This window comes from Wolbachia endosymbiont (group B) of Aricia artaxerxes, from assembly GCF_964026975.1.
Lineage (GTDB): Bacteria > Pseudomonadota > Alphaproteobacteria > Rickettsiales > Anaplasmataceae > Wolbachia.
Genome location: NZ_OZ034718.1, coordinates 1,527,577 through 1,551,105 on the forward strand (window position 1 = coordinate 1,527,577; position 23,529 = coordinate 1,551,105).

Here is a 23,529-nt window from a genome sequence, read left to right on the forward strand (position 1 = left end):
TTCTAAAATGGATGATAAAGTTCCATTATGGTATTACCAACCAAAAGCTGTAAGTCTGTATATTTATACATGAGAGGTCTGAGGCGGCTTTTGATGGTATGCCAACAGTATTCTATAGGATTCAAATCTGGTGAATATGTTGGAAGATACAGCAAATGACAGCCAAAAGACTCTATTAATGATTTTGTTTTAGTGGTCTTATGAAATGTAGCATTATCCATAACTATAGTTGTGCCAAGTGGCAATGTAGGTAATAACATCTTCTCCAACCATGTATTGAATACCTCTTTGTCACACCCACCTTTGAAAGTCATTGGTGCAATAAATCTCTTTCCAATCCACCCGGCTACTATACTGATTCTCTCTCGAGTTCTCCCTGGAATATCTGCATAAATTTTCTTTCCTCTTGGAGCGCGTCCATATTCTCGGTATAACTTATTATCAACTCCTGCTTCATCTATATATAAGATGCTGGAATGGTCTATTTTTGAGATTTTATCAATAAATTGCTCCCTATCTTCTTGATTGCGCTCTTGATATAGTGTGACTTTTTTTTAAAGTAATTTTTAGCTGTTTTAGTCTATACCAAATTGAGTTTATTCCAAATCCAAGATTTTGTTTCATCTCTGCCAGAGTATGATCTGGATTCTTTGTAACATATTCTTCGAGTATTTTGGGGTCTATTTTTCGAATAAAGCTACCGTTTTTAGATGGCTTGAGGCTTTCACCAGCAGCTTTCTTTTTTAACCAACGGTACAGAGTTGCTATTCCTATCTCCATAAGCTCTGCTACCTCAACCTTTGTCTTACCTTTTTCTATCATCAATACTGCCTTTTCCCTTAAATCCACACTATATGCCATTATAACTCAAATACTTTATTATACCTTTATCATTTACTTTAGGAAATACTATAGTTGATGGTAATCAACCACCTGAAGTAAAATGGCAAGTAAAATCTATAGTGAATGGTGATAGCTTAAGTATATCAATCGCAGCTGCTTCAATCGTTGCAAAAGTTACAAGAGATCGGCTTATGGAAGAATTGCATAATAAACATCCTCAATATAATTGGTATAAAAATAAGGGATATGGAACAAAAGAACACCTCAGCGCTATTGGCCTTCATGGAATTACGAAGCACCATAGAAAGAATTTTGCACCTATAAGAATACTATAGCCTTTAATCACTTACCTTTTTTGAAAGGTATGTTTTCATTAAACAGGCAGACTGTGCTTGATCCGTTTCTTAAGGTAAATACCGAGCTTACTCTTTCAATTATCAGGTAGTCATCAACTGTACGAAAATTTATCAAGGATTCATATCCTGCAGAATCAACCATAAAAACTGCCGGGAAATCAGAGTTTATTTTATTAAATTGTAGATATGTAAATTTTCCGTCATCAAAAACCTTAATTGGTATTATTGATTGACTGCCTTTAACGTGCGAGATGGAATAGTTAAAATTCAAGCCTTTCTTTATAACCTCAATATCACTTATATCAGGGATAGTGGTATGACTAGCTTGCTCTAGAATATCACCGTTACTCGTTGAATAAATTTCATCACTGTTGAACAGTGGATAAAGAAACCTTACTTCATATGCTAACCTTGGATCATCTAGCCCGTTTGCTTCTTCAGCATGAAACTCGAAATAATAAACTCTTTTATTGGTAATTATAGTTGCATTAGTATCGGCAATATCATCTATAGGCTTAATAAATAATCTATTACCTTGAGGAAGGAGTTGCCAACCGGTTGCATCACCCATTGAAAGACTCTCTATTACCTCCCCTGGCTCAAACAATATGCTGGATTGATAACCATAAAAGCCCGTGTACTTATGTATAGCCTGTGGATTATAATTCATTACCTTTATGTGGTTATCACCAGCTATTGGTCTTGGTTCCTGTTTTGCAAGTGCATAACCACCACAAAAAAATAATAGTGCAACAAAGAGTACCCTAATCATAGTATCAAAATAAACTGATCTTTATTTTATCATTGATAGACATGTACTGCAACTGTCAAGCTATCCCAGTAGTAAGCGACAGAAAATGCAAGCTTCATAATAATTCATTACTGCAGGAAAAAATTCTTTAAACATTATTTTCATATATGTTAAAATGAGTTGTGAGGTAAATTAGGGAGTGTTAAATAAAGTTATTAATTTATAGATTCTTCTGAAAAAATTATCTTCTTCTAGATAAGAACTCCCTAAAAAAATAAATGTAACAATTCAACCACTATGGATTAAAATCCAAAGATTGAGAGAGAGCATAGAATGCTAACTTTCGACTTGAAAGTCACCAAATTTATCTTCTTTTTTAGAGTGATTTTCAATATAATTTTTTATCATTTCGTCAGTTACATTTCCGCTAGTCCTGACAAACTAGCCTACTGCCCACAACCCAATATCTCTTTTTTAGCTCTGGAAAGTTTTGCTGGATTTTTCTGGAACTTTTTCCTTTTATTAACTGCACTAACTTACTAATACTTAAGTATGGGGGTACAGAAACGTATACGTGTACATGACTTGACGCAACTCTACCTCTGATAATTTCTACTTGATTATTTGCACATACTTCTTGTACAACTTCTTTAGCTTTCTGTCCAATATCTCCAACTAGTACTGGATATCGATATTTTGTTATCCACACTATGTGATATATATACAGAGTGACTGCTTTTTCTATAATATTCCACATTCTTTCAGATTTTTCACCTTAAAATTATATTCTTAAAAGGATGGACTTCAAGTCCAGGGTTTTTCTCCCAAATTTGGGACAATAAAATGCCCATCTCAAATGTTGCTATATTTCACGATATTTCCTTAACTTGACGCGTATGGTTTATTTAATACTTCCTGCAAATTAACTACAGATTTTATGTCTAAGTTACTCCACAAAATTTTTCCTTTCCTTACCCAAGATTCAAATTTATAGTATCGATTCCCTTTTATGAAATATGAAGCCATCTCAAGTTATAGTTAAGCCTATATTCAGTGAATTACTTTCACAAGTGCAATTGATTTTAGTGTTATACTGTTCTAACAGTAAAGAAGTCATATAGATGATAATGTCTTTTGTATCCAAACGAATATCATTTTTTTTTGTTAATTTGCTCACTAATAATGTACTTATTGATTTATGTTCATTTACTACTTTTATAGTGAGTAGTGTTTTATCTTCTGTTTTAGTCAGTAAAATAGACACTAATTCAATTTGTGCCACTGCACTGATTATAGTTATCACCATATTGGAAATTATCTTATTTATTTTTTCAATTAAGTTTTCTGTAGGACATTCACTTACTCTCCACTGAAGCTTTACTTTTTTTTTTAATAAATAATTTTCTATATTGGATTTAGTCTTAACAAAGCTGCAATTATCTGATGAATGAGAATACGCTTGCTTCATAACTTTATATTTATATATTAAATCATCGGAGCTTTCTTTAAGCAATGACAATGCTTCGTTTTGCATATTAGGGTTGTTTTCTTCAAGCTCTTCCAATCCACCCACTATTCCTTGCATAGAACTAGCAAAATCATGAAGAATTCGTCCTGATAGGCACTCTGTTATTAACATTATGTTTTTATTCATTGGATAAAAGTATAAATGATTTAAGTTAACCCTATATTGGTAGGCATGTAGTAGTCAATTTAAGAGAAAGTTTCGTTGCGCTTTTTGTGTCAAAGCATTAATGTAGTATTAATAATTATAAGATTTGTGAAGGCGTTATGAATACTTATGCTAAATCTGGAATAGACCTTAAACTATATAATGAACTAATAAAAAAAGTTAAACCTATTATTGAAAAGACTAAAGGAGAAGAAGTAATTAGTGAAGTAGGATCATTTTCCGCATTGTTTGACTTTTCTTCGCTGAGTAAGAAATACGACCATCCAGTACTTGTTTCCTCAACTGATGGAGTGGGCACAAAACTATTAATAGCTCAAGAGGTGAATAAGCATGATACTATAGGTATAGACTTAGTTGCAATGTGTGTAAATGATTTACTTGCACAAGGAGCAACACCTTTATTTTTCCTTGATTACTTTGCAACAGGCGTTTTAAACAAAAACGTTTTATTGTCTGTAATCCAGGGCATTGCAGAAGGGTGCAAGGAATCTAAAATAGCATTAGTTGGTGGAGAAACTGCAGAAATGCCTGGAATGTATGGTAACAATCACTATGACCTTGCAGGGTTTGTGGTTGGTGTTGTTGATCGAAAGCAAATTCTTCCAAATTGTAGTATAATGAAAGCAGGTGACTGTGTAGTTGGTTTAGAATCAAATGGAATTCACTCAAATGGATTTTCTTTGGTGCGCCATATTTTTAAAAGCTTAGGTATAAATTATAATGATATATCTCCATGGAATAATAAATCTTGGGGTGAAATATTACTTAAGCCAACAAAGATATATGTTGATTCTTTGTTGCCTATTATGCCAAAGGTAAAAGGCATTGCGCATATAACAGGTGGCGGGTTAATAGACAATATTCCAAGAATTCTCTCAGGAAATTTATTTGTAGACATAAATATTAATTCTTGGAAATGGCCAGATATATTTTTATGGCTGAAAGAAGAAGGTAAAATAGAAAAGAGAGAAATGTTAAAAACATTTAATTGCGGCATAGGTATAGTACTGATTGTAGATCCCGATAATATGAAGGATGTGGAAAGCCATTTCCAAAAGCGTGGAGAAAAAATTGAGATTATTGGAAAACTTGATGAAGCATGTCAGCCTCCACTTGATAGAGTAGTATTTAGTTAGTCTAACTTTACCGACAGTCTTTTTGCAACTTCTGAGTATGCTTCCTTTAAGTTTCCTAGATTTAAACGGAAAACATCTTTGTCTAGCTTTTTATGAGTATTTTTATCCCATAGCCTACAATTATCAGGGCTGATTTCATCGGCTAAAATGATTTTAGTGCTGTTGTTTATCAATTTGCCAAATTCTAACTTGAGATCAACTAAATATATATTTGCATTTGAAAATAGGTCGACTAAGATTTTGTTGATCTTTAAAGTTGTAGTTTTAACTTCTTCCATTTCTTTATGGGATAACCAACCAAAATATAGTATGTGATTTTCATTCACCATTGGGTCAGCTAGGTCATCATTTTTGTAAAAAAACTCGATTATAGGAGATGTAAGTGCCTCACCTTCTTTGATATTAAAACGTTTGCAAAAGCTGCCAGCTGCAATATTTCTAACCACTACCTCAAGAGGTATTATCTTGAGCTTTTTGACTAGCTGTTCTCTTTCGTTTAGAGCTTTTATAAAGTGCGTGCTAATTCCTGCTTCTTCAAGCTTTTCCATGATAAAAGCACTAACATGATTATTAATTATTCCTTTGCCCTCAATAATTTCATATTTTTCCTTATTGAATGCTGTAACATCATCTTTAAAGTACTGTATAACAGTTGATGAGTCTTCAGTTTCAATAATGACTTTGGCTTTACCTTCGTATATCGTTTTATTCAGTGACATGATTAATTTAGCTGTATACTATAAGATAATATCAAATTGCTGCTTAGTTTACTACAAATTTGCTAATGACGTTTAGTGTTACAGTGTTAACCATATTTCCAGAAATGTTCCCCGGGTTTTTGAACTATTCTCTTGCCGGAAAAGCGTTGGAAAAAAAAATATGGAATCTTGAAATAGTAAATATTCGTTCTTTTGCTAAAGATAAACATTCAACTGTGGATGATGTTCCATATGGAGGTGGAGCAGGGATGGTTATGCGCCCAGATGTGATTGGTAATGCAGTTGATAATGTGCTTTCTGCTCATAAAAATACTAGATTTATTTATATGACTCCATCTGGTACAAAATTTAATCAGAGAATTGCGAAGGAGTTAACAGAAATTCCTCATGTAACAATATTGTGTGGTCGATTTGAAGGTGTTGACCAAAGAGTAATTGATGTGTATACTCCTTATGAGTTAAGTATTGGAGATTATATACTTTCGGGAGGTGAGCCAGCTGCGATGGTGGTTCTTGATGCATGTATTAGGCTTCTTCCAGGTGTAGTAAATAATTTCGATAGCGTTGCTGAAGAAAGTTTTAGTTATAGTGGTGGTATACTTGAATATCCTCAATATACTAGACCTGAGCAGTGGAGTAGGTACAAAGTTCCTGAGGTTCTGTTGTCTGGCAATCACAGAAAAATAAGTGATTGGAGAAGGGAACAGTCATATGTTAGAACAAAGGAACGTCGACCTGAATTGTTGAATGGAGATGATAAATGACAAACTTACTTGAAAAATTTAACGAACAACAAATACAAAGGTTAGCCAAAGAGATGCCAGCTTTTTGTCCTGGCGATGATTTGAAGGTCACTTTTAAGGTAGTTGATAGTACGGGTGAGCGTATACAGATATTTGAGGGCGTATGTATATCAAAAAGAAATCGTGGATTACACTCTTCTTTTTCAGTTAGAAAGGTAAGTCATGGAGAAAGTATAGTATCACAATTTTTTGTTTACTCTCCTGCATTAATTTCAGTACAAGTGATGAGAAAGGGAAAGGTCCGTAGAGCAAAATTATATTATCTGTGCAAGCTATTTGGGAAAGCTGCAAGGATCAAAGAACGTACTACTTATGTTAAAAAAAAATCTAAGTAGATACAATAGGGAGTGATGTCAATTGTATCATCTCAAAACTCTCTCTTATTATCCCAGTGTGTGGCGCACAACTGTACTTTCCCTCCTGCTGTGGTGTCATCCCAATGTTTGACACTGGGATCCAGATTCTCCTTTTGGTTTGTGCTTTCATGGAAAATATAAAAATTATTTGCAGGCAAAGCCTGTTAGATCTCAGTTCAAGCACTGGAAAAAGGGGAAAGTCTTTTCAAATCCTCATGTAAAGAAAAGTAAATGGGTATAATAAAGAAAAACTTTCTTAAGTTACTTCAATCTAAGCGCGTACATGCTCGTGTAAAAAGAAAAAATAAAAAGAACAACATTTTATGCTTTTGCTCTTTTACAGCACTGATTGTCTCAATTGGGTGTCCTATATGTATATTACTAAGTATATTAGTTAACTCTTACAGTGCTTTAACAGTAACGAAAATTTTATTACCAGTTGAAATAAATGCTGATCTTATTTTAACTAATAATCCTGGTGATTTACGATATAAGTCCATTGGCTTACTCAACAATTCTTTACGTAAGGTGTTTGAAGGAACTGATTTTAAAGACGGTGACGAAATTTTAAGTCGTAATTCTTACAAAGAACTAGAGAAATTTTTTCATAAGAAAGTAAAAGATAGTGGTGAATATGAGATCTGGTTTACCGCGTCAAGTATAATTAATTCAATAAATAAATATAAACATTTGAATGATCATTATGCTAAATTACTTGATTGGTTAAAAGAGAAGGGAAGAGTAAGAAAATTTTTTAATAAGTCTCTGTTTCTTAAGTCTGATTCTTGTGAGCCTGAGAATGCAGGGATTTTAGGGGCATTTATCGGTTCATTAATGACAATTATAGTATGCTTAGCGTTGGCATTGCCAATAGGAATTATGTCAGGTATCTGTCTTTATGAATTTATGCCTAGAAATAGGCTAATAACCAGTATTGTAGAAATTAGCATGAATAACCTTGCTGCAGTGCCTTCGATAATATTTGGTGTGGTAGGACTGACTCTCTACTTGGGCATATTTGGTTTACCCCGTTCTTCACCGCTTGTTGGCGGGATGACTCTTTCATTTATGATGCTGCCTAATATTATTATTGCAACAAAAAATGCCTTTACAAACGTTCCTATTGCAATAAAAGATGCAGCGTTTGCGCTAGGTGCACCTCACATCAAGGTGATATTGGATCACTCTTTACCGATTGCGTTGCCACGGATAATACATGGTGCAGTGCTTGCAATTGCAAGGATTTTAGGCGAATCTTCCCCTTTACTTATGATAGGCATGGTAGCATTTATTGCTGATACACCTACATCCTTCTTCGATCCGGCAACTGTTTTACCTGTACAAATATACATATGGTCAAGTAGTCCTGAAATTGCATTTATTGAGCTTGCTGCCATTGCAATTATAGCTTTATTGTTAATGCTATTTGCTTTGAATTTAATAGCAAATTTTGTAAAAAGAAAGTTCGAGTTTTTTGATTCATGAAAATTACAATCCTATCTGGTTATGGCTTAAATTGCGAAAAAGAAACTGCATTTGCATTTATGGAATGTAGCAGAAAGCTTGGTATTAATAATATTGAAGTAAAAATCGTTCACATTAATGATATTATAGATAATCCAAGTGAACTGAAATTAAGCAATATACTTGCAATTCCAGGAGGTTTTTCCTATGGTGATGACACTGGTGCTGGTAATGCGTTTGCTTTGCGTATAAAAAACAACTTGTTAGACGAATTTCAAAATTTCTTATCTCAGGATAAGCTTATTATAGGGATATGTAATGGTTGCCAGATATTAGTAAAGTTAGTTCCAGAATTCTCTAATCTAGCTTTAACCTCTAATGATATAGGTAATTACCAATGTCGTTGGATTAGAGTGAGAGTTAATCCGCAGAGTAATTCTGTTTGGCTACGGGGCCTGAGTGAACTATATCTCCCTATTGCTCATGGGGAAGGCAAATTTTTTATGGATCAAGATACTTTGAATCAATTGATTGAAAATAATTCCGTTGCACTGCGTTACGTTGATGAAAATGGTGACTATGCAAATTTACAATTTCCTTACAATCCAAACGGATCTATATACGACCTGGCAGCTTTGTCAGACAAAAGTGGTAGAGTTTTAGCTTTAATGCCTCACCCAGAGAGAGGAATATTTTTTACTCAGCAGGACAACTGGCCTCTTGAAAAAGAAAAATGTAAACGTTCAGGAGTGGCTATGCCAAAATATGGTGATGGAATGCTCATATTTGAGAATGCACTAAAATATTTTGCGTAAGTATTACAATACATTACATACAACAAGTTTTTAAACCATAAAAAGTTACTTGATCAGGATGACAATAAATCTTTATTTTTGATCTGCAGAGTAGCTTTCTCTAACGTTAGGGATATAATTGTTCCACTTTCCAATTGCTTTTCTCAACAAGAGTATATCTAAATCTAGTGTGTCTCCTATATTCACCTTCTTGCCAAAATTCAATTACCTTTGGGATTACGCAAAATCCCACCCAAAAGTCAGGACGAGAAACTTGTGTATTGTGAAATTCTTTCTCTTTCAATTCTATAGCCTGCTCAAAATCTTGCCAATTTTTCAGAACTCTTGATTGTTTTGAGCACCACGCGCTAATTTGACTATCGCGTGCTCGAGAGGAGAAATATTCGTCAGCCTTTTTGCCGCTTAGAAGCCTAACTTCTCCTTCAATTCGTACTTGTCTAGAAAATTCTGTCCAATGAAATACGAGTGCAGCTTTGGGGTTCTCAGTCAATTCTTTTCCTTTTCTACTGTTTACGTTAGTAAAGAACACAAAACCTTCTTTACTATACTCCTTTAGTAATACCACTCTTGCAGATGGAATGCAGTCTTTGCTACACGTTGCTAGCGTCATTGCAGTTGACTCTTTACACGGAAAATTAAGTACTTCTTGATACCACTTTGAGAACAAATCAAAAGGATCTTTTTCAGGTAAGAGTGTCATATGCAAAAATAAAATTTAATTCTGACATGCATTGCAAAAATAAGTGCTACGACCATTTTGTCGTATAAGTGTTATGATATTGTTGCAGATTCTGCAAGGTTTTTGCACTTTACCATATACGTAAAAGTTATTTTGAAAGTATCCAGCAGATCCAGATGGCTGTGCATAATCTTTCAGTGTTGAACCACCAGCAGCAATTGCATCACTCAGAGTATTTTTTATTTCGATAGCAAGTTTTTCGCACTCTATATATGTTAAATCTTGTGCTAGCCTAAGTGGTGATATGCGAGCTCTAAATAAGCTCTCAGAAGCATATATGTTACCTACGCCAACTATTAGCTTATTATTCATTAATACTGATTTGATATTTGCTTTTCTGCTCTGTAGCAACTTCTGTAAATAATTTCCATTAAATTCATCTGTGAGGGGTTCTATTCCTAGGTTATTAAAAAAATTTAGTTCTTGCTCTCTGTTTAAAACAATCACTAATCCAAACCTTCTTGGGTCATTAAAGATTAGTGAAGTGTTGTCAGAAAATAAGAATATCACATGATCATGTTTGTTCTGTGCTTGATTGTCTTCAGCATATATAAGCTTTCCGCTCATGCCGAGGTGTATGATTACAGCCATACTAGCATCTATATTCGAGATTATATATTTACCTCTACGCTTGATATCATTTATAACTTTGCCCTTTAGCAAATCATCAATATTCTTCGTTATTGGTACACGCAAATTCCAATTATTGACTGTAACATTACTTATTTTCTTATTTTTGATTTTATCAAATAAGAAGTTAGAGATGACTTCCACTTCTGGGAGTTCTGGCATCTTGTCTACTCTGTTGCTGTTTTTTTCTTTTTAGAATATTTTGCTTTAAAGCTTTTGCCAATCTTTTTCTCTCTTCTTCTTTTTCCTTATTTTTTTTCATGTTATTCATTATCATAATACGTGAACTTGCCGTTGTAGCTCAGGTGGTAGAGTACGTCATTGGTAATGACGAGGTCCCAAGTTCGAATCTTGGTAACGGCAGTTTAGAGGACGATATTCATAAAGTCAATCCTCTAGATGCTAATTAGATTATAGAAAAACGTCTAGTAAATACCTTTTATACACTACCATTAAGCTGCTTTTTCAGTATTACTATTCAATAATACCTGCCGTAATTTTTCTTTAGAAAATCCATGCATTAAAAGAAATTGTATAATCCTTTGCCAAAAATCCCTCACAATATACTGAAGGATTATTAAAACTTACGTTGGCAGGGTTAAACCTGTTACCATAACTTCCCCCACCACAAATATTTTCATAACAACACTGCTTACAATCGTCAGGCCTGTTTTCCATATCACTCAAAAAGTTATTAAAAAATTTATCTGATGAGAACTTAGCCCAACTAGTATTGCTTATGTTATATTCAACAAACTTATGAGGGACACATGTTCTCAAATCATCTAGTGGGCCGAGATTACCATTATTGGAAACACATATTAACGGTAATACAAAAGGACTTCTTTTGCCAAATCCTTCAACTCTTGAATAATTACCGTAAAATAGCTCTAATGAAAAGTTATATAGAAATTTCTCTATCCTTTTTATGATAGTTCTCAGTCAGGTCTTCTTTTATCTTATCTGCCCAGCATATATTACCATGCCCTCCACCATCTCTATCAAACTGACAATGGCTATTGTGATTATTTCTACCATGAAAATTATCTGAAAGCTTTTCTATTCTTTTAAGTATGACACTACTACTAACTTGACCGATATTAGCGCTAAGAAGCTCTAATAATAAATCCACTTGTTTTTCTTTATTGTTTACCATAATTATTTTGCCTTAAAATAGCAAAGTCTAGGTTTACTATAGCTTTTGTCAAGCATTTATCTGAGCTATTTATATATTGGAATGCTACTCGTCATTTTATTTGCTTTCAAATGTATAACTTTCGGTATCTTGTTTTCAAGGACTTTTAACTTAATATTACCACTATTAAAGTCAATACTATAACACTTTAGTTCTTGACCATCCTTGAGTCCCATATTATGGCAATCACTACCTAATTTAACCCCACGTATCTTTTGTAGCTCTAGACTTCTGGTTAAGTTAAAGCATATATCACTATACTTATCAGTATCTTGGAAAGTTAAATTTTTATTGAGTAATCTACTAGGTAACAAACTGAGAAGTATGCTAGAATCTCTTATAGAGGCTATGATATCTTTTATAAAGGACTGGCTTTGTTGCATAGCACTGATAGGCATGTAAATCACAGTGAATTTACGCAGCTAATTTAAATTCAGCCATACCTATATCAGTAAATTTGTTCAATAAGTAGCACTTAATTAACAGCTCTTTTTCACGATTTACCTCTGATTTATTTTTCAAGCCAAACCCAAATATTTGCTTCAACCTATAGAAAAAGACTTCAATATAAGACCGTGCTCCATACTTAACTTTTTTCTTCCATTCATTAATACCATCTTCATAATTCTCATATGACCTAATTCTACTAATATACTTGTTTCTTTCTGATAAGTAGTCAGCTAAACAAATTTTAGTATCCTTCCTAGGGCGAATAATAGGCACAATATTGTATTTTCTGCATTCTTTATACACACTTTTTATATCATAAGCCGCATCTGCTCGAATAGAACAAATGTTATATTTATCACTGACTTCTTCTAACATATCGCAGACCGGCAAATAGTCTACAGCAACACCACTAGTGTAGTTCATGCTTATTGCTTTCTTATCATTTATGTTTAAAACAACATGTAATTTTCTTACTTGACCATAACCACTGTATTTTCTTTTTCGAATATTAAGCTTACTATGCCCACCGTTATTATTGTAGATACTAACTCTAGTGCTATCTACGGCAATTTCAACATTTTCCAGATCATCTTTATTGCTTCTATGGTCATCAATCTTCAAATTAAGCTTTTTAAATCTTCTGGAAGCTTGTGTATAGCTGATAATCTTAAGTTTTTTGCCTATTTGTACCATATAACCTTTTACAAAACCTACAGCTTGTCTCAAGCCAATTCTAAAAAGATGAACTATTATGTGTATTAAAATTACAACTTTATCACTATAAGTGTTATTGCCACCTGCAACTTTTGGACTATTTTCATACCAATTTTCTATGGCTTGATTAACAAAATGAAAAACATTTCCTCTTTTTTTGAGAAACTCGTTATATTCTCTTTGGTTACTTACTCTCATTTTTTGTGGCATAAGTTGTACTTGTTTGAAAAATGCCTATTTTACAACAAAATTCGTTAGTAGCCATATATTAAAAAGCTTTTCTTCTTACAATAACCTCAACCAACACTAGCTATGCAACAAAGCCTAAAGGACTCTGATAAGTAATGTTTTAAATGACTTGCAAATAAGTCAACATTAAAATTAACTTTCTTTGAAGTTATTTCACTTATTATATTATTTATAGTAGTCAATAAGTTATACCTTCCATTACTAACCTCATTTAATTTCTCATCTATTATCATTGCAAGAATAAAACCTTTGTTATAACTCAACATGCTTATGTTTTGATCAAGTAAATGCTTTTGATTTGTTTTTTCGAAATCAATATTAGGTATTAAAGAATTAAAATACTCTTTTAAAGTAATATTAATTATTTTTAAGTACTCATCTTTATCAATAAGTTTCGTGTCAAGTAAGGTTTTCACTCCATAAAATTCCGTAAATCCTTCAAAAAACCACTTATATTTTATTTCATTTTTCTTATCGTTGTCTTGCTCTATTATATGTCCTATATATCTGTGAATTAATTCATGTGATATCACTCTAGTATAATCTTTGATATTTTTTTTTAAGCTTCCCTCAATAATTACATAGTCCTTTCCTGCAGCACCTGTAGTTCTACTAAGATTGGGATTATCAACAAGTACTATATTATACGGCTTACTTTCTAGTATGAATAAGTTATCTTGAGCTAAGATAATTTTATTAATAATATTTACAAGACTGATACTATTATGAGCATTGGTATAAAGCTTATTTCTTTTATCAAGATCAAAACTTCTAAAATTGTCAGTTCTAATAATTTTTTCTATATTATCAAAAGGTTTTCTAAAAGGTAAAAAATCAGGTGAGTTTTTTAAATGTGATGAAGAGTTATCTAAAGCAATAGCAGAATGCATATACTGAATGTATATAAGGAAAAAACAAATAATATAATTTAATAGACTGTGTACATTTTTAAGCTTAATGTTTGCCATAAATAAAACAGGACATTGAAGAAGTGTAAGTAATTACGATTAAGCAAATATAATTTATTGCTAAGTAGGTGATAAGGATAATTTTAATTATCTCTTTAAAACTTTACTCTTCCCATATTATTGAACACCTTATAATAAAGACTGAGAAGAAAGTTACAAAGGATTGTATATTCTTATCATCATAGCGCTGTTACTACAGTAATAACACTAAGAATAACTATAAGTTTCTTTGAATGATAGTTGAATTTTGATTGAAATTTTGAGGCTATAAAAACCGCAGGTACCAGTTGGTTTTTATTAGCTAAAGTAAACGTCAAATATCTGGAATTCTGGACATAAAATCCTCCTTTGAAAAAAAAGATTAGAAAAAAATGCAATGCACATACGACAGAAATTAAGTATGTGTGTATGCACCCACATACGCTGAAGAGGATACGCTACATTTTTTTATGAGTTTGATTGTTTAATAAAAAAAAGTCTGCAGACAAAGATAAATTTTTGAGCTCTAAAAGTATCTCTAATTGTCATTATAATCAGATTTAGAACATGCGGAAGTAATTTTTTAGCTATAAGAATATATTATAGAAAAAAGGAACCCAAAAGTTAGCGTTATTGGTAATCCAACTTGGTGTAACGGCACTGTAGACCTTACAATAAAGACTGAGAGGAAAGTTACAAAGGAAGATTATCATGCTTCTTCCATATTCTTTCTACTTTCTTGTTTTTAAGTAGCTCTAGTGCTTTGTGAAAGTGATGCCTTGTTTTACTTGGCACTATAATGTCATCAATGTATCCATGTGATGCAGCAAAAAATGGATTAGCAAATTTCTCTTTATATTCTTTGATTAACGTTTGCTGGTCTTTTTCATGCCTAAATATAATTTCAACTGCACTTTCAGGGCCCATTACAGCTATTTCAGCAGTTGGCCAAGCATAATTTATATCACCTTTTAAATGCTTTGAGTTCATAACAATATATGCACCACCATACGCTTTTCTAGTGATAAGGCTAATTTTCGGCACGGTCGCTTCAGCATAAGCGTAAAGCAGTTTCGCTCCGTGTTGTATTATATTATTGTATTCTTGATTTGTACCTGGCAGGAAACCTGGAACATCAATAAGTGTGATGATGGGAATGTTAAATGCGTCACAAAATCTTACAAACCTTGCAGCTTTTCTTGAAGAGTCAATATCCAAGCATCCTGCAAGGTGCATAGGTTGATTTGCAACAACACCAATAGTATTTCCTCCAATTCTGCCAAAGCCAATTATGATGTTACGGGCAAAATCGGGTTTTAGTTCAAAAAATTTCCTTTCATCACACACCTTTTCAATGAGTTCATACATATCATAAGGAGTATTAGGATTACTAGGAACTAGAGTGTTCAAAGATTCATCAACATCATCAATTAAGTTGCAGATTGGTACAGATTTCGTTGACTCTTGATTATTTACTGGTAAAAAGGTAAGGAATTCACGGATTCTCAGCAGCATTTCAACATCGTTATTGAACGCAAAATCTGCTACTCCTGTTTTGCTTGTATGAATTTTTGCTCCACCAAGATCTTCGTGGCTTACATCTTCATAGGTAACTTTTTTCACTACATCTGGTCCGGTTATAAACATGTATGAGCTATTTTTTACCATGAAAATAAAATCGGTTAGCGCTGGAGAGTAAACTGCACCGCCAGCACATGGGCCCATGATTAGAGAGATTTGTGGTATAACGCCTGATGCATTTACATTCCTTTGAAAAATTTCTCCGTAACCAGCAAGGGAATTTACTCCCTCTTGAATTCTAGCTCCACCAGAGTCGTTTAGTCCGATAATTGGAATCCTGGCATTAATTGCCATATCCATAATTTTGCATATTTTTTTTGCATGTGATGCACCAAGTGATCCACCAAAGACAGTGAAATCCTGAGAATAAACAAAAACTTTTCTGCCATGAATAGTACCATGGCCAATTACAACTCCATCACCTAAAAAATCAGCATTTTGCATGCCAAAATCAGTTGCGTGATGCTTCACAAACTTATCATACTCTTGAAATGAATTTTCATCGAGCAATATACTCAGCCTTTCTCTAGCGGTTAGCTTTCCTTTTTCATGTTGCTTATTAACTCTATCAGGACCTCCTCCTTTTTCGGCTTCTAATGTTTTGATCTTTAGAGTTTCTAGTATTTCAGAGTCTTGCATGTAGTAAAATAACTTTCAAATGGGTTGTAAACTTTATTGAGCTTACAAATCCTATTGATTATACACATACACCGTTACTGCATGCAACGGTGTATGTGTACGATAATTAATGCGCTAGCAATTTCTATTTAATATTTTGAGAATGCTGAGACTCACTAACATTCTGTGCACTTGCACTTGTTACACCTGTTGATGGATTAATTGTTATAACTTCTCTTTCAATTCCTTGTAAGTTTGAAGCCAATGAGACCAATTTTGCTAGAGTCATGTCATTATATTTATCCATCTTCTTATTCTCATAATAGCCAATTTTTATTTTTACAGCTTTGTTTTCCTAGAAGTCCTCAGGACTTATATTATCACTTAAATCAGTACAAAATACGTTACCATTTCCACTAATATTTAAAGCAATACTGCAATCTCTATCACCCACTTTCCAGTTAAATTTAATTATACAAGACTCATTTAGTATTTGATAAAGCCTTACACCATCATCACTTTGTGAAACACGCACCAACCTTTTATCTTCTGGAGATACCAATGTAAAAGCTCCAATTTTTGGATTACTATCCTTTAAGGCTTTACCAGGAAATGAGTTATCAAATTTTAACTCACCTCTGCCTTCTTTTAACGATACCCATGCAGTAAATGATTTATCTTCTTTTCCTCTCAACCTCACATCTATAGAATCATTACCTGTATATTCAGCAATTCCTTTTCGAATTACACTCAGAAATTTCTTAGTTTCTTCATCATTGTCACTCAAAAAAAGCTCCTTATTTTCATGTGACCGGGATGGATCATTGAGATTCTCCAATGCTTTAGCTAAAGTTATATAGTTATATATACGTGTCCTGTTGTTATAAGGTGTCCCTAATTTATAAATTTTAGGAGTTAATTGAGCAACTTGATCGAAATTCATTATTAAAGTTTCATTTGCATTATGCATAGCGCCTCCAATTCTACATAATAAACTTAAGATAAAATATCCTAATTTTAGGATAGGTATATAATCTATCAAGTCAATAGTTAAATTAAAAAATTTTGATTATAATTTACTATTTATAAAATACGCTCTTAAACTATGCTGAAAATAGTCATAATAGGCCTTCCAAATGCAGGCAAGTCAACTCTATTTAATAGGCTAGTAAGAAGAAAAGCAGCGGTAGTTAGTGACATTCCAGGAGTAACGAGAGATAGGCGTGAAGGAATTGGAAGAATTAGTGATTTAGAGTTTAAAGTTATAGATACAGGAGGATGGAATGACCAAACCAGTTTTTCACTACAAGTTATTGAACAAATAGAGTTTTCTTTATTAAGCGCAGATGTAATTTTTTTTCTTGTTGATGCAAAAGTGCAAAACGAGCAGAACAAAGAGTTTGCAAAGTGGCTGAAGAGAAAAACGAACAAACCTGTAATACTAATAGCAAACAAATGCGAAAGTCATAAATCGGAAAATGTTGATTATTTGCAGTTCTTCAACTTCATAGGTCCGGTGTACATCTCAGCCGAACATAATCTTGGTATGATTGATCTTTATGATGCATTAGCTAGTGTTATTGAAGGTCTTAGCGAAGGCACTGAGCTGCCTGAAAGTGAGTCCATTAGACTGAGGATTGCAATCATCGGTCGCCCAAACGTTGGAAAATCAACTTTTTTAAACAGTTTACTTGCAGAAAATAGACTAATAGTAAGCTCAGAACCCGGTACCACGCGTGACTCTGTGGATATTTCATACGACCATAATGGGAAATTAATCACTCTCATCGACACTGCGGGAATCCGCAGAAAGGCAAATGTTGTTGATAACTTAGAATCAAGATTTGTTGAAAAAAGTATAGAGTCAATAAAGCGCTCTCATGTAGTGATTTTAATGTTAGATTCCTTGCTTGGCATTGAGCAGCAGGATTTATCAATTGCTGAAGCTGCAATTAAAGGGGGGAAGGGAATTATCATTGTTTTAAATAAGTGGGATTTAATAGGTAAGGATGACAGAAGTAAGTTAATAAAATTTGTCAAACAACAGGAAGTGACTCGGTTATTTTTGGAAGTGCCAACTGTAACAATTTCTGCATTGAAAGGTATGCGCTGTGGTGATGTGATAGATAAGTGTCTTGAAGTGAGTGAATCCTTAAACAAGAAGATCAGCACTGCAAAACTGAATAATTGGCTAATAGATGCTGTGGAAAAACATTCTCACCCACTTATAAAAGGTAGAGAGATTAAAATGAAGTATATTGCTCAAATTGGCACCAAACCTCCAGCTTTTTCTTTGGTATGCAACGTCCCGGAAAGTGTTGATGAGAGTTATAAACGTTATTTGACTAATGGTCTTAGAAAAAACTTCTTTGTTGAAGGTGTACCAGTTAGATTGCTTTTGAAAAAGAATAAAAACCCCTATGTAAAGTAGATAATCTTGTTTTACTAATAATATACTTTTTTATCTTAGTAATATTATTAATAAGTAAATAATATTACTTAAATAAGTAGTTGATAAATTAATATTATATAGTAAAGTATTAACTTGTTTAGTACTTTTGCTATGAATTATAAAGGACAAGATTTAAGGCCTGGATCTCCACATACTTTCACGGTTGATACACCTTTAGTATTTCAGTGGCTTCCAAAAAGATATGGATACCCGATTCCAGAAAAATATTTGGAAAGATTGAGCAATTGGGCAAAAAGGGAAGATACGCGTGTAGTGAAATTAGTAATAAATGGATCTGGTTTTACTCCTACGCAACGTAAAGAGTTGGAGAATAAAATATCAAACAGAGAGTTTAACCCAAACAAAAACATAGAGCTTATAGACTTTAATGAGCTGGATTTAGGAGAGTATGAATTTAGCTTTCACTTACAAACAGATAAGAAAACAGAACTATCTAAATGTCCTTTATACACTGTATCTCAATATTTCAAAGATCTATACTCTATTCCAGAAAGTAAAATTTTGGTGTTGAGATAGACAGTATGCGTATATTTATGTTGTTGGTATTGAAATCTCCTATGATCTATTTTGATTTTGATATCTTACCTAAAGAAGATAAGAAAGTTGGTGAGATTCAGGCTGTGCATGGCTTTTTGGTTGCTGAAAATGACAGAAAAGGTTATGACTATGATGGTATAGCAAGTATTGAAAATGCTATCATTGCTCTAAGCGATGCTGGTAGAGTAAAAATTATGGAAATTTACAATGAAGTAAAGAATAAGTTTCAAAAAGATTATCCTTTGTTTAAGTTATCAGAACATGAGATTTACAAAATTATGGAAGAGATAGTATATTTCACTCTTTCTAATGACGTTCTTCTTCTTATATCTAGCTATCAAGATTCTAACAAACGTTACAACAGACGTTTGGAAGAAGCAAGATTGCTTATGCAAGAAACATTTGGGTTTAAAACCAATGGAGGAGAAGTTGATATTCAATATGACAATAGCTGGACGAAAAACAAGGATGAATTGTATACCAAAGAAGAAATTGCAAAAATAGATAGTGATACTAGGGTTGTAACTAGTATGCAAACTAAATCAGTATCTAGCTGTGAATACATGCATAGAGGCTAGATAAAAAAGTTATAGAGTGATATGTGTCGCTTTATAATTATATAGAACATTATTAAACAAAAGTTGACTTTTTCGGTTGTTGTGGTAATTCGTTAATTATGTCAGATATAAATAACAGTTCTACAATCTTTTTGCTGTCAAGTGCCGCTGCTCTGATTTTTGCATATGTGCTAGAGTATTTCTTCAATATGCTACCATGCAAGTTATGCATATACGAGCGAGTAGTTTACTATGTTACAGGGCTACTTGCAGTTGCGTACATGTTCAAAGACAACAAAATCCTAATCTATGCGATGTTTTGCAGCTATCTCATTGGTGCAATAATATCTTTTTATCATGTAGGTCTTGAACTCCACTTATTTCATGATGTTTTAGGCTGTACAGAGCAAGCAAGTGGTAACGTTAGCATAGAAGAGTTGAGAAATAATCTATTAAACCCCAATTACTCTCCGTCTTGTGACAGGCCTCATTATATTTTTGGTGTTTCATTAGCAACATGGAATCTTATTTATCTTATAGTAGCCCTGTTTGTATCAGGTAGGATATATTGTAAAGAAAGAAATTTAAGGCACAATTGGTGCAAAAAGTAGCAAGAGTAGATGCTGCATTTGTACACCGCTTAGTTGTCACCCAGTTTCCGCAATTTAAAGATCTGTCTATCTGCCAAATCGTGCCCGGTGGATGGGACAATAGAACATTTCGTCTGGGTGATCACATGCTTGTGCGTATGCCAAGCGCTGCAAAGTATGCAATGCAGGTGGAAAAGGAACAAAAGTGGTTACCCAGGTTGGCACCTTTACTGCCACTTTCAATTCCAAAGCCTTTGGCAATGGGAGAGTCGTGTGAGGGTTACCCATGGCAATGGTCTATTTACCAATGGATTGATGGCAACACCGCTGCATCTGTGCACATAGCAGATCTGAATAACTTTGCAACCAGCCTTGCTCAATTTCTCGCTGCTTTACAACGCATAGATACTACAGATGGGCCTCTTCCCGGACCACATAATTTCTATCGTGGAGGGGTACTAACAACCTATAATGCTGAGACAAAGCAAGCAATTGCCGTTCTAAAAGATAGAATAGATGCCAATGCTGCAATCGAGCTCTGGGAAGCAGCGCTAGCAAGCGCTTGGAAAGGTTTGCCAGTGTGGGTCCATGGTGACGTTAGCGCTGGCAACCTATTGGTGCAAGAAGGAAAATTGAGTGCCGTCATTGATTTTGGAGGATTGGGGATCGGCGATCCCGCTTGCGATCTAATGATTGCTTGGACGCTGCTTAGAGGAGAAAGCCGAAAAATCTTCCGTGCAATGCTTCCGTTGGATGCTAGCACTTGGACTCGTGGCCGTGCCTGGGCTTTATGGAAGGCTCTTGCTGATATTACCACAAACACGAACGCTGTCGAAGCTTGGCACACTATTAATGAAGTGTTTAGAGATTATAAACGCAATTCATAAAGTATATTTGTATGAACATTGTGATTTGAGAGCAATCTCCACTAGAAAGGATGTAATCTCAGTATTGAAATCCAGTTTTTTTATCAAAAAATTTTTTGTATAAGGAAGGTGTCATACTAGTCACAGCTGTACGAACATTGTGATTTGGGCTAAAAAGATGCGAGTAGCCCCTTCGGTGTCATCTTATGTTTTTGTCATCCCAGTGCCCAGATACTGGGATCCAGAACAGGTAATAAGAAGTGCTGGAATGACATCCTGAAATTTTAGCTACAAATATTAAGAAATTTACCAAATAGAAAAAAGGCAAAAGAATCCCCCAGTAGTGAGTTTTGACCCTATAATAATGTAAATTGGCGTTGTAATAATGTGCTAACGCTTATTTAAAGCGCGTTTTGGCTGAATGTAGAAAAAATAAAAAAAGACATGCAGCCGCTATAATTTTTTGTAATTTGCCAATAAATATCTGAGTTTTTTACTGAATTTTGTTGTTAAATCTGCAGAGATTAAAAACAAGGATAAATACTCTTATTGATAAGATAAGGAACGTGGGAAGGTTTGTCAAGTCGCTTCTATACACCTGAGCATTGATCATACGGGTTCCATCTGTTATATATAGTCTTTTGCACACGAAAAAAACTGATGAATGAGTATGATATTACAGTTATAGGCAGCGGTCCTGGTGGTTATATAGCAGCAATTAGGGCGGCGCAGCTTGGACTTAAAACTGCAATTGTTGAAAAGGAGGAAAATTTGGGTGGTATATGCTTAAATTGGGGATGTATACCAACAAAATCGCTACTTAGAGCGTCTGAAGTTTATAGATTAATAAGAAGATCAGAAGAATTTGGCATAAAAGTAAAGGATACAAGTTTTGATATACAATCAATAGTGAAATATTCAAGGAACGTTGTTGATAAGCTATCAAGTGGTGTTGAGTATTTGATGAAAAAAAATAACATCAAAGTTCATCAAGGCTTTGGTAAACTTGCAGGTAATCGTACTATAAAAATTCTTAATGACAAAAAGGAGGAGGAAATTTCTTCCAAGCATATCATTTTAGCAACAGGTGTAAGGGCAAGAAATCTTCCTGGAATCGAAGTAGATGGAGATTTAATATGGAATGCGCAGCACGCTATGACTCCAAAGAAGTTACCAAAATCTCTACTAATCATAGGTTCTGGTGCGATAGGAATAGAGTTTGCAAGTTTTTATAGTACTTTGGGAGTTGATGTAACAATTATAGAAGTAAAAGACACTATTTTGCCGCTGGAAGATAAAGATATTTCAAATTTAGCACAAGAAATATTCACAAAACAAAGGATAAAAATATATACAAACAGTAGCGTAAAAGCTTTGACTAAAAATAAAGACTTTGCTCAAGTGTTACTAAGTAGTGGTGAGAGCAAAGAATTTGATAGGGTGATTGTTGCAGTTGGCGTTCAAGCAAACACTGAAAATATAGGTTTAGAAAATACAAAAATTAAGTTGAGTTCTTCTGGTTTCATTGAAACGAATGAGTGGTATGAAACAAGTGAATCAAGTGTGTATGCAATAGGTGATGTAGCTGGTCCCCCATGTTTAGCGCATAAAGCAAGTCATGAAGCTGTAATCTGTGTTGAGAAAATTGCCGGTAAAAATGCTCATAAGTTAAAAAAAGAGTGCATACCAAATTGCACTTACTCTCATCCGCAAGTAGCAAGCGTTGGCCTTACTGAGGAACAGGCAATAAAAAGTGGATACGATATAAAAGTAGGAAAATTTCACTCCAACTTTAATGGTAAATCTATTGCACTAAGTGAAACTGAAGGTTTAGTGAAAACAATTATAGACAAAAAAACAGGCGAACTTCTGGGTAGCCACATGATAGGTGCGGAAGTAACAGAGTTAATTAGCAATTTTGCTCTTGCAAAGCAACTAGAAGGAACAGACTTCGACATAAAATCTACGATTTTTCCTCATCCAACCATTTCAGAGATGATACATGAGTCAGTACTTGCTGCAGATGGTGAATCGCTGAATAGTTGAACTAACGTTCTATCGTTTTGGAGCTACAAGTATCCTGATTAGGCGATTCAATTCTAATAGATTGATTACCAATATCAGATTTTTCTAACTTTTCTTTTAACCCTTCAGCTGCTTCTTTCACTTCAAGCTTTTTTTCCCGATTAAGATCCTCTGGGCTTTTTCTTTTACTATCTAAACCTTGTTGTCTATCAATATTTTTATTGAGTTGTTCTTGCTGAGGTAGATCAACAACTGAGTTAAAAAGAGCTTTTATTATGTTTTTTAATAAACCTCCGCTTCTGCTTTGCTCTTGAGGCTTATTTTTTACGTTAGATTCTTTTTTACTGTCACTATTTTTAGGCATTTTTAACTCAACTATCATAAAGCTTGATAAAATTTTACATGCAAAGTATTAAAAAATA

The 23,529-nt window shown here is 33.7% G+C and carries 27 protein-coding genes, 1 tRNA gene and 3 pseudogenes; 13 read left to right on the forward strand and 18 right to left on the reverse strand.

The genetic code is table 11. The features are described from left to right. Window positions 1-2: 2 nt before the first annotated feature. Window positions 3-503: an IS630 family transposase gene (locus tag AAGE00_RS07060; RefSeq protein ID WP_213864029.1), complete on the reverse strand. Its 501-nt coding sequence runs from the start codon at window positions 501-503 to the stop codon at window positions 3-5. 10 nt (window positions 504-513) lie between these two features. Next, on the reverse strand, window positions 514-849 hold the full coding sequence (locus tag AAGE00_RS07065; protein ID WP_341813349.1) for an IS630 transposase-related protein: 336 nt from the start codon (window positions 847-849) through the stop codon (window positions 514-516). A gap of 59 nt (window positions 850-908) precedes the next feature. Here AAGE00_RS07065 and AAGE00_RS07070 point away from each other — a divergent pair. Beyond that, window positions 909-1,178, forward strand: a pseudogene (locus AAGE00_RS07070) (ribonuclease HII); the annotation flags it as partial. Between the two features lie 7 nt (window positions 1,179-1,185). On the opposite strand, the gene virB9 reads toward AAGE00_RS07070, so the two are convergent. The 4 genes and pseudogenes from virB9 to AAGE00_RS07090 all read right to left on the reverse strand — a co-directional run. Beyond that, window positions 1,186-1,971 carry a P-type conjugative transfer protein VirB9 gene (gene virB9 / locus AAGE00_RS07075; protein ID WP_007302273.1) on the reverse strand — a complete coding sequence of 262 codons (786 nt, stop codon included), beginning with the start codon at window positions 1,969-1,971 and terminating at the stop codon, window positions 1,186-1,188. A 315-nt stretch (window positions 1,972-2,286) separates the two neighbouring features. Beyond that, a pseudogene (gene tnpA, locus AAGE00_RS07080) lies at window positions 2,287-2,705 on the reverse strand (IS200/IS605 family transposase). Window positions 2,706-2,977: 272 nt separating this feature from the next. Next, a complete protein-coding gene (locus tag AAGE00_RS07085) occupies window positions 2,978-3,358 on the reverse strand; it encodes a histidine phosphotransferase family protein (protein ID WP_319803182.1) in 381 nt (126 codons plus the stop codon). Continuing rightward, window positions 3,332-3,604, reverse strand: a pseudogene (locus tag AAGE00_RS07090) (hypothetical protein); the annotation flags it as partial. The pseudogene AAGE00_RS07090 and the gene AAGE00_RS07085, both read right to left, overlap by 27 nt. Window positions 3,605-3,741: 137 nt before the next feature. Between AAGE00_RS07090 and purM the strand changes: the two are divergent. After that, complete coding sequence (gene purM / locus AAGE00_RS07095) at window positions 3,742-4,779, forward strand: phosphoribosylformylglycinamidine cyclo-ligase (protein WP_019236866.1); 1,038 nt, start codon at window positions 3,742-3,744, stop codon at window positions 4,777-4,779. Here purM and purC read toward each other — a convergent pair. Then, complete coding sequence (purC, locus tag AAGE00_RS07100) at window positions 4,776-5,498, reverse strand: phosphoribosylaminoimidazolesuccinocarboxamide synthase (RefSeq protein WP_052264678.1); 723 nt, start codon at window positions 5,496-5,498, stop codon at window positions 4,776-4,778. The two genes, purM and purC, sit on opposite strands and share 4 nt — an antisense overlap. A 65-nt stretch (window positions 5,499-5,563) precedes the next feature. Here purC and trmD point away from each other — a divergent pair, with 65 nt between their 5' ends. The 4 genes from trmD (at window position 5,564) to AAGE00_RS07120 (ending at window position 8,936) form a co-directional block, all read left to right on the forward strand. Then, window positions 5,564-6,262: a tRNA (guanosine(37)-N1)-methyltransferase TrmD gene (trmD, locus tag AAGE00_RS07105; RefSeq protein WP_213863878.1), complete on the forward strand. Its 699-nt coding sequence runs from the start codon at window positions 5,564-5,566 to the stop codon at window positions 6,260-6,262. Beyond that, window positions 6,259-6,636: a 50S ribosomal protein L19 gene (gene rplS, locus AAGE00_RS07110; protein WP_007302278.1), complete on the forward strand. Its 378-nt coding sequence runs from the start codon at window positions 6,259-6,261 to the stop codon at window positions 6,634-6,636. Before trmD ends, rplS begins: the two co-directional genes overlap by 4 nt. Before the next feature lie 252 nt (window positions 6,637-6,888). Continuing rightward, window positions 6,889-8,142: a PstA family ABC transporter permease gene (locus AAGE00_RS07115; RefSeq protein ID WP_007302279.1), complete on the forward strand. Its 1,254-nt coding sequence runs from the start codon at window positions 6,889-6,891 to the stop codon at window positions 8,140-8,142. After that, window positions 8,139-8,936 carry a phosphoribosylformylglycinamidine synthase subunit PurQ gene (locus AAGE00_RS07120; protein WP_019236865.1) on the forward strand — a complete coding sequence of 266 codons (798 nt, stop codon included), beginning with the start codon at window positions 8,139-8,141 and terminating at the stop codon, window positions 8,934-8,936. The genes AAGE00_RS07115 and AAGE00_RS07120 overlap by 4 nt, the downstream gene beginning before the upstream one ends. Before the next feature lie 106 nt (window positions 8,937-9,042). On the opposite strand, the gene pdxH is transcribed toward AAGE00_RS07120, so the two are convergent. Genes pdxH through AAGE00_RS07135 form a run of 3 tightly spaced genes read right to left on the reverse strand, consistent with a single transcriptional unit; the run spans window position 9,043 to window position 10,567 of the window. After that, entirely contained in the window at window positions 9,043-9,636 is a 594-nt protein-coding gene (gene pdxH / locus AAGE00_RS07125; protein ID WP_006014087.1) for a pyridoxamine 5'-phosphate oxidase, read from the reverse strand. 15 nt (window positions 9,637-9,651) lie between these two features. Continuing rightward, a complete protein-coding gene (gene mutM / locus AAGE00_RS07130; protein ID WP_019236864.1) occupies window positions 9,652-10,467 on the reverse strand; it encodes a bifunctional DNA-formamidopyrimidine glycosylase/DNA-(apurinic or apyrimidinic site) lyase in 816 nt (271 codons plus the stop codon). Next, window positions 10,433-10,567, reverse strand: coding sequence for a hypothetical protein (locus AAGE00_RS07135; RefSeq protein ID WP_284143183.1), 135 nt, complete (start codon window positions 10,565-10,567; stop codon window positions 10,433-10,435). Before AAGE00_RS07135 ends, mutM begins: the two co-directional genes overlap by 35 nt. Before the next feature lie 28 nt (window positions 10,568-10,595). Between AAGE00_RS07135 and AAGE00_RS07140 the strand changes: the two genes are divergently transcribed. After that, window positions 10,596-10,668: transfer RNA gene (locus AAGE00_RS07140), tRNA-Thr, on the forward strand. A gap of 538 nt (window positions 10,669-11,206) precedes the next feature. Here the strand turns inward: AAGE00_RS07140 and AAGE00_RS07145 are convergent. From AAGE00_RS07145 to AAGE00_RS07175, 7 genes are all read right to left on the reverse strand, one after another. Further along, complete coding sequence (locus AAGE00_RS07145; RefSeq protein WP_019236861.1) at window positions 11,207-11,461, reverse strand: hypothetical protein; 255 nt, start codon at window positions 11,459-11,461, stop codon at window positions 11,207-11,209. Window positions 11,462-11,526: 65 nt separating this feature from the next. Beyond that, on the reverse strand, window positions 11,527-11,883 hold the full coding sequence (locus tag AAGE00_RS07150) for a hypothetical protein (RefSeq protein WP_341815235.1): 357 nt from the start codon (window positions 11,881-11,883) through the stop codon (window positions 11,527-11,529). A gap of 31 nt (window positions 11,884-11,914) precedes the next feature. After that, window positions 11,915-12,874: an IS5 family transposase gene (locus AAGE00_RS07155; protein ID WP_341815149.1), complete on the reverse strand. Its 960-nt coding sequence runs from the start codon at window positions 12,872-12,874 to the stop codon at window positions 11,915-11,917. An 86-nt stretch (window positions 12,875-12,960) separates the two neighbouring features. Then, entirely contained in the window at window positions 12,961-13,803 is an 843-nt protein-coding gene (locus AAGE00_RS07160) for a hypothetical protein (RefSeq protein ID WP_341815236.1), read from the reverse strand. A gap of 750 nt (window positions 13,804-14,553) precedes the next feature. Then, complete coding sequence (locus AAGE00_RS07165) at window positions 14,554-16,080, reverse strand: acyl-CoA carboxylase subunit beta (protein ID WP_213863877.1); 1,527 nt, start codon at window positions 16,078-16,080, stop codon at window positions 14,554-14,556. Between the two features lie 124 nt (window positions 16,081-16,204). Continuing rightward, window positions 16,205-16,366 (reverse strand): hypothetical protein, encoded by a 162-nt coding sequence (locus tag AAGE00_RS07170; RefSeq protein WP_007302286.1) that lies wholly within the window; start codon window positions 16,364-16,366, stop codon window positions 16,205-16,207. A gap of 48 nt (window positions 16,367-16,414) precedes the next feature. Further along, window positions 16,415-17,029, reverse strand: a complete 615-nt coding sequence (locus AAGE00_RS07175; RefSeq protein WP_250147210.1) for a hypothetical protein — start codon at window positions 17,027-17,029, stop codon at window positions 16,415-16,417. Window positions 17,030-17,164: 135 nt separating this feature from the next. Between AAGE00_RS07175 and der the strand changes: the two genes are divergently transcribed. The 6 genes from der to lpdA all read left to right on the forward strand — a co-directional run bounded on the left by der (window position 17,165) and on the right by lpdA (window position 23,128). Beyond that, window positions 17,165-18,490, forward strand: coding sequence for a ribosome biogenesis GTPase Der (gene der, locus AAGE00_RS07180; RefSeq protein ID WP_213863876.1), 1,326 nt, complete (start codon window positions 17,165-17,167; stop codon window positions 18,488-18,490). A 132-nt stretch (window positions 18,491-18,622) separates the two neighbouring features. Further along, window positions 18,623-19,048 (forward strand): hypothetical protein, encoded by a 426-nt coding sequence (locus AAGE00_RS07185; protein ID WP_246111615.1) that lies wholly within the window; start codon window positions 18,623-18,625, stop codon window positions 19,046-19,048. Between the two features lie 5 nt (window positions 19,049-19,053). Then, on the forward strand, window positions 19,054-19,647 hold the full coding sequence (locus AAGE00_RS07190; protein WP_149168763.1) for a hypothetical protein: 594 nt from the start codon (window positions 19,054-19,056) through the stop codon (window positions 19,645-19,647). Between the two features lie 98 nt (window positions 19,648-19,745). Then, window positions 19,746-20,237: a disulfide bond formation protein B gene (locus tag AAGE00_RS07195; protein ID WP_012481943.1), complete on the forward strand. Its 492-nt coding sequence runs from the start codon at window positions 19,746-19,748 to the stop codon at window positions 20,235-20,237. Further along, window positions 20,225-21,103: an aminoglycoside phosphotransferase family protein gene (locus AAGE00_RS07200; protein ID WP_019078632.1), complete on the forward strand. Its 879-nt coding sequence runs from the start codon at window positions 20,225-20,227 to the stop codon at window positions 21,101-21,103. The genes AAGE00_RS07195 and AAGE00_RS07200 overlap by 13 nt, the downstream gene beginning before the upstream one ends. A gap of 639 nt (window positions 21,104-21,742) precedes the next feature. After that, window positions 21,743-23,128 (forward strand): dihydrolipoyl dehydrogenase, encoded by a 1,386-nt coding sequence (lpdA, locus tag AAGE00_RS07205; RefSeq protein WP_213863875.1) that lies wholly within the window; start codon window positions 21,743-21,745, stop codon window positions 23,126-23,128. 1 nt (window position 23,129) lies between these two features. Here lpdA and AAGE00_RS07210 read toward each other — a convergent pair whose 3' ends face one another. Next, the gene (locus AAGE00_RS07210) at window positions 23,130-23,489 is read right to left on the reverse strand and encodes a hypothetical protein (protein WP_213863874.1); all 360 of its coding nucleotides are present in this window, start codon (window positions 23,487-23,489) and stop codon (window positions 23,130-23,132) included. Window positions 23,490-23,529 lie beyond the last annotated feature (40 nt).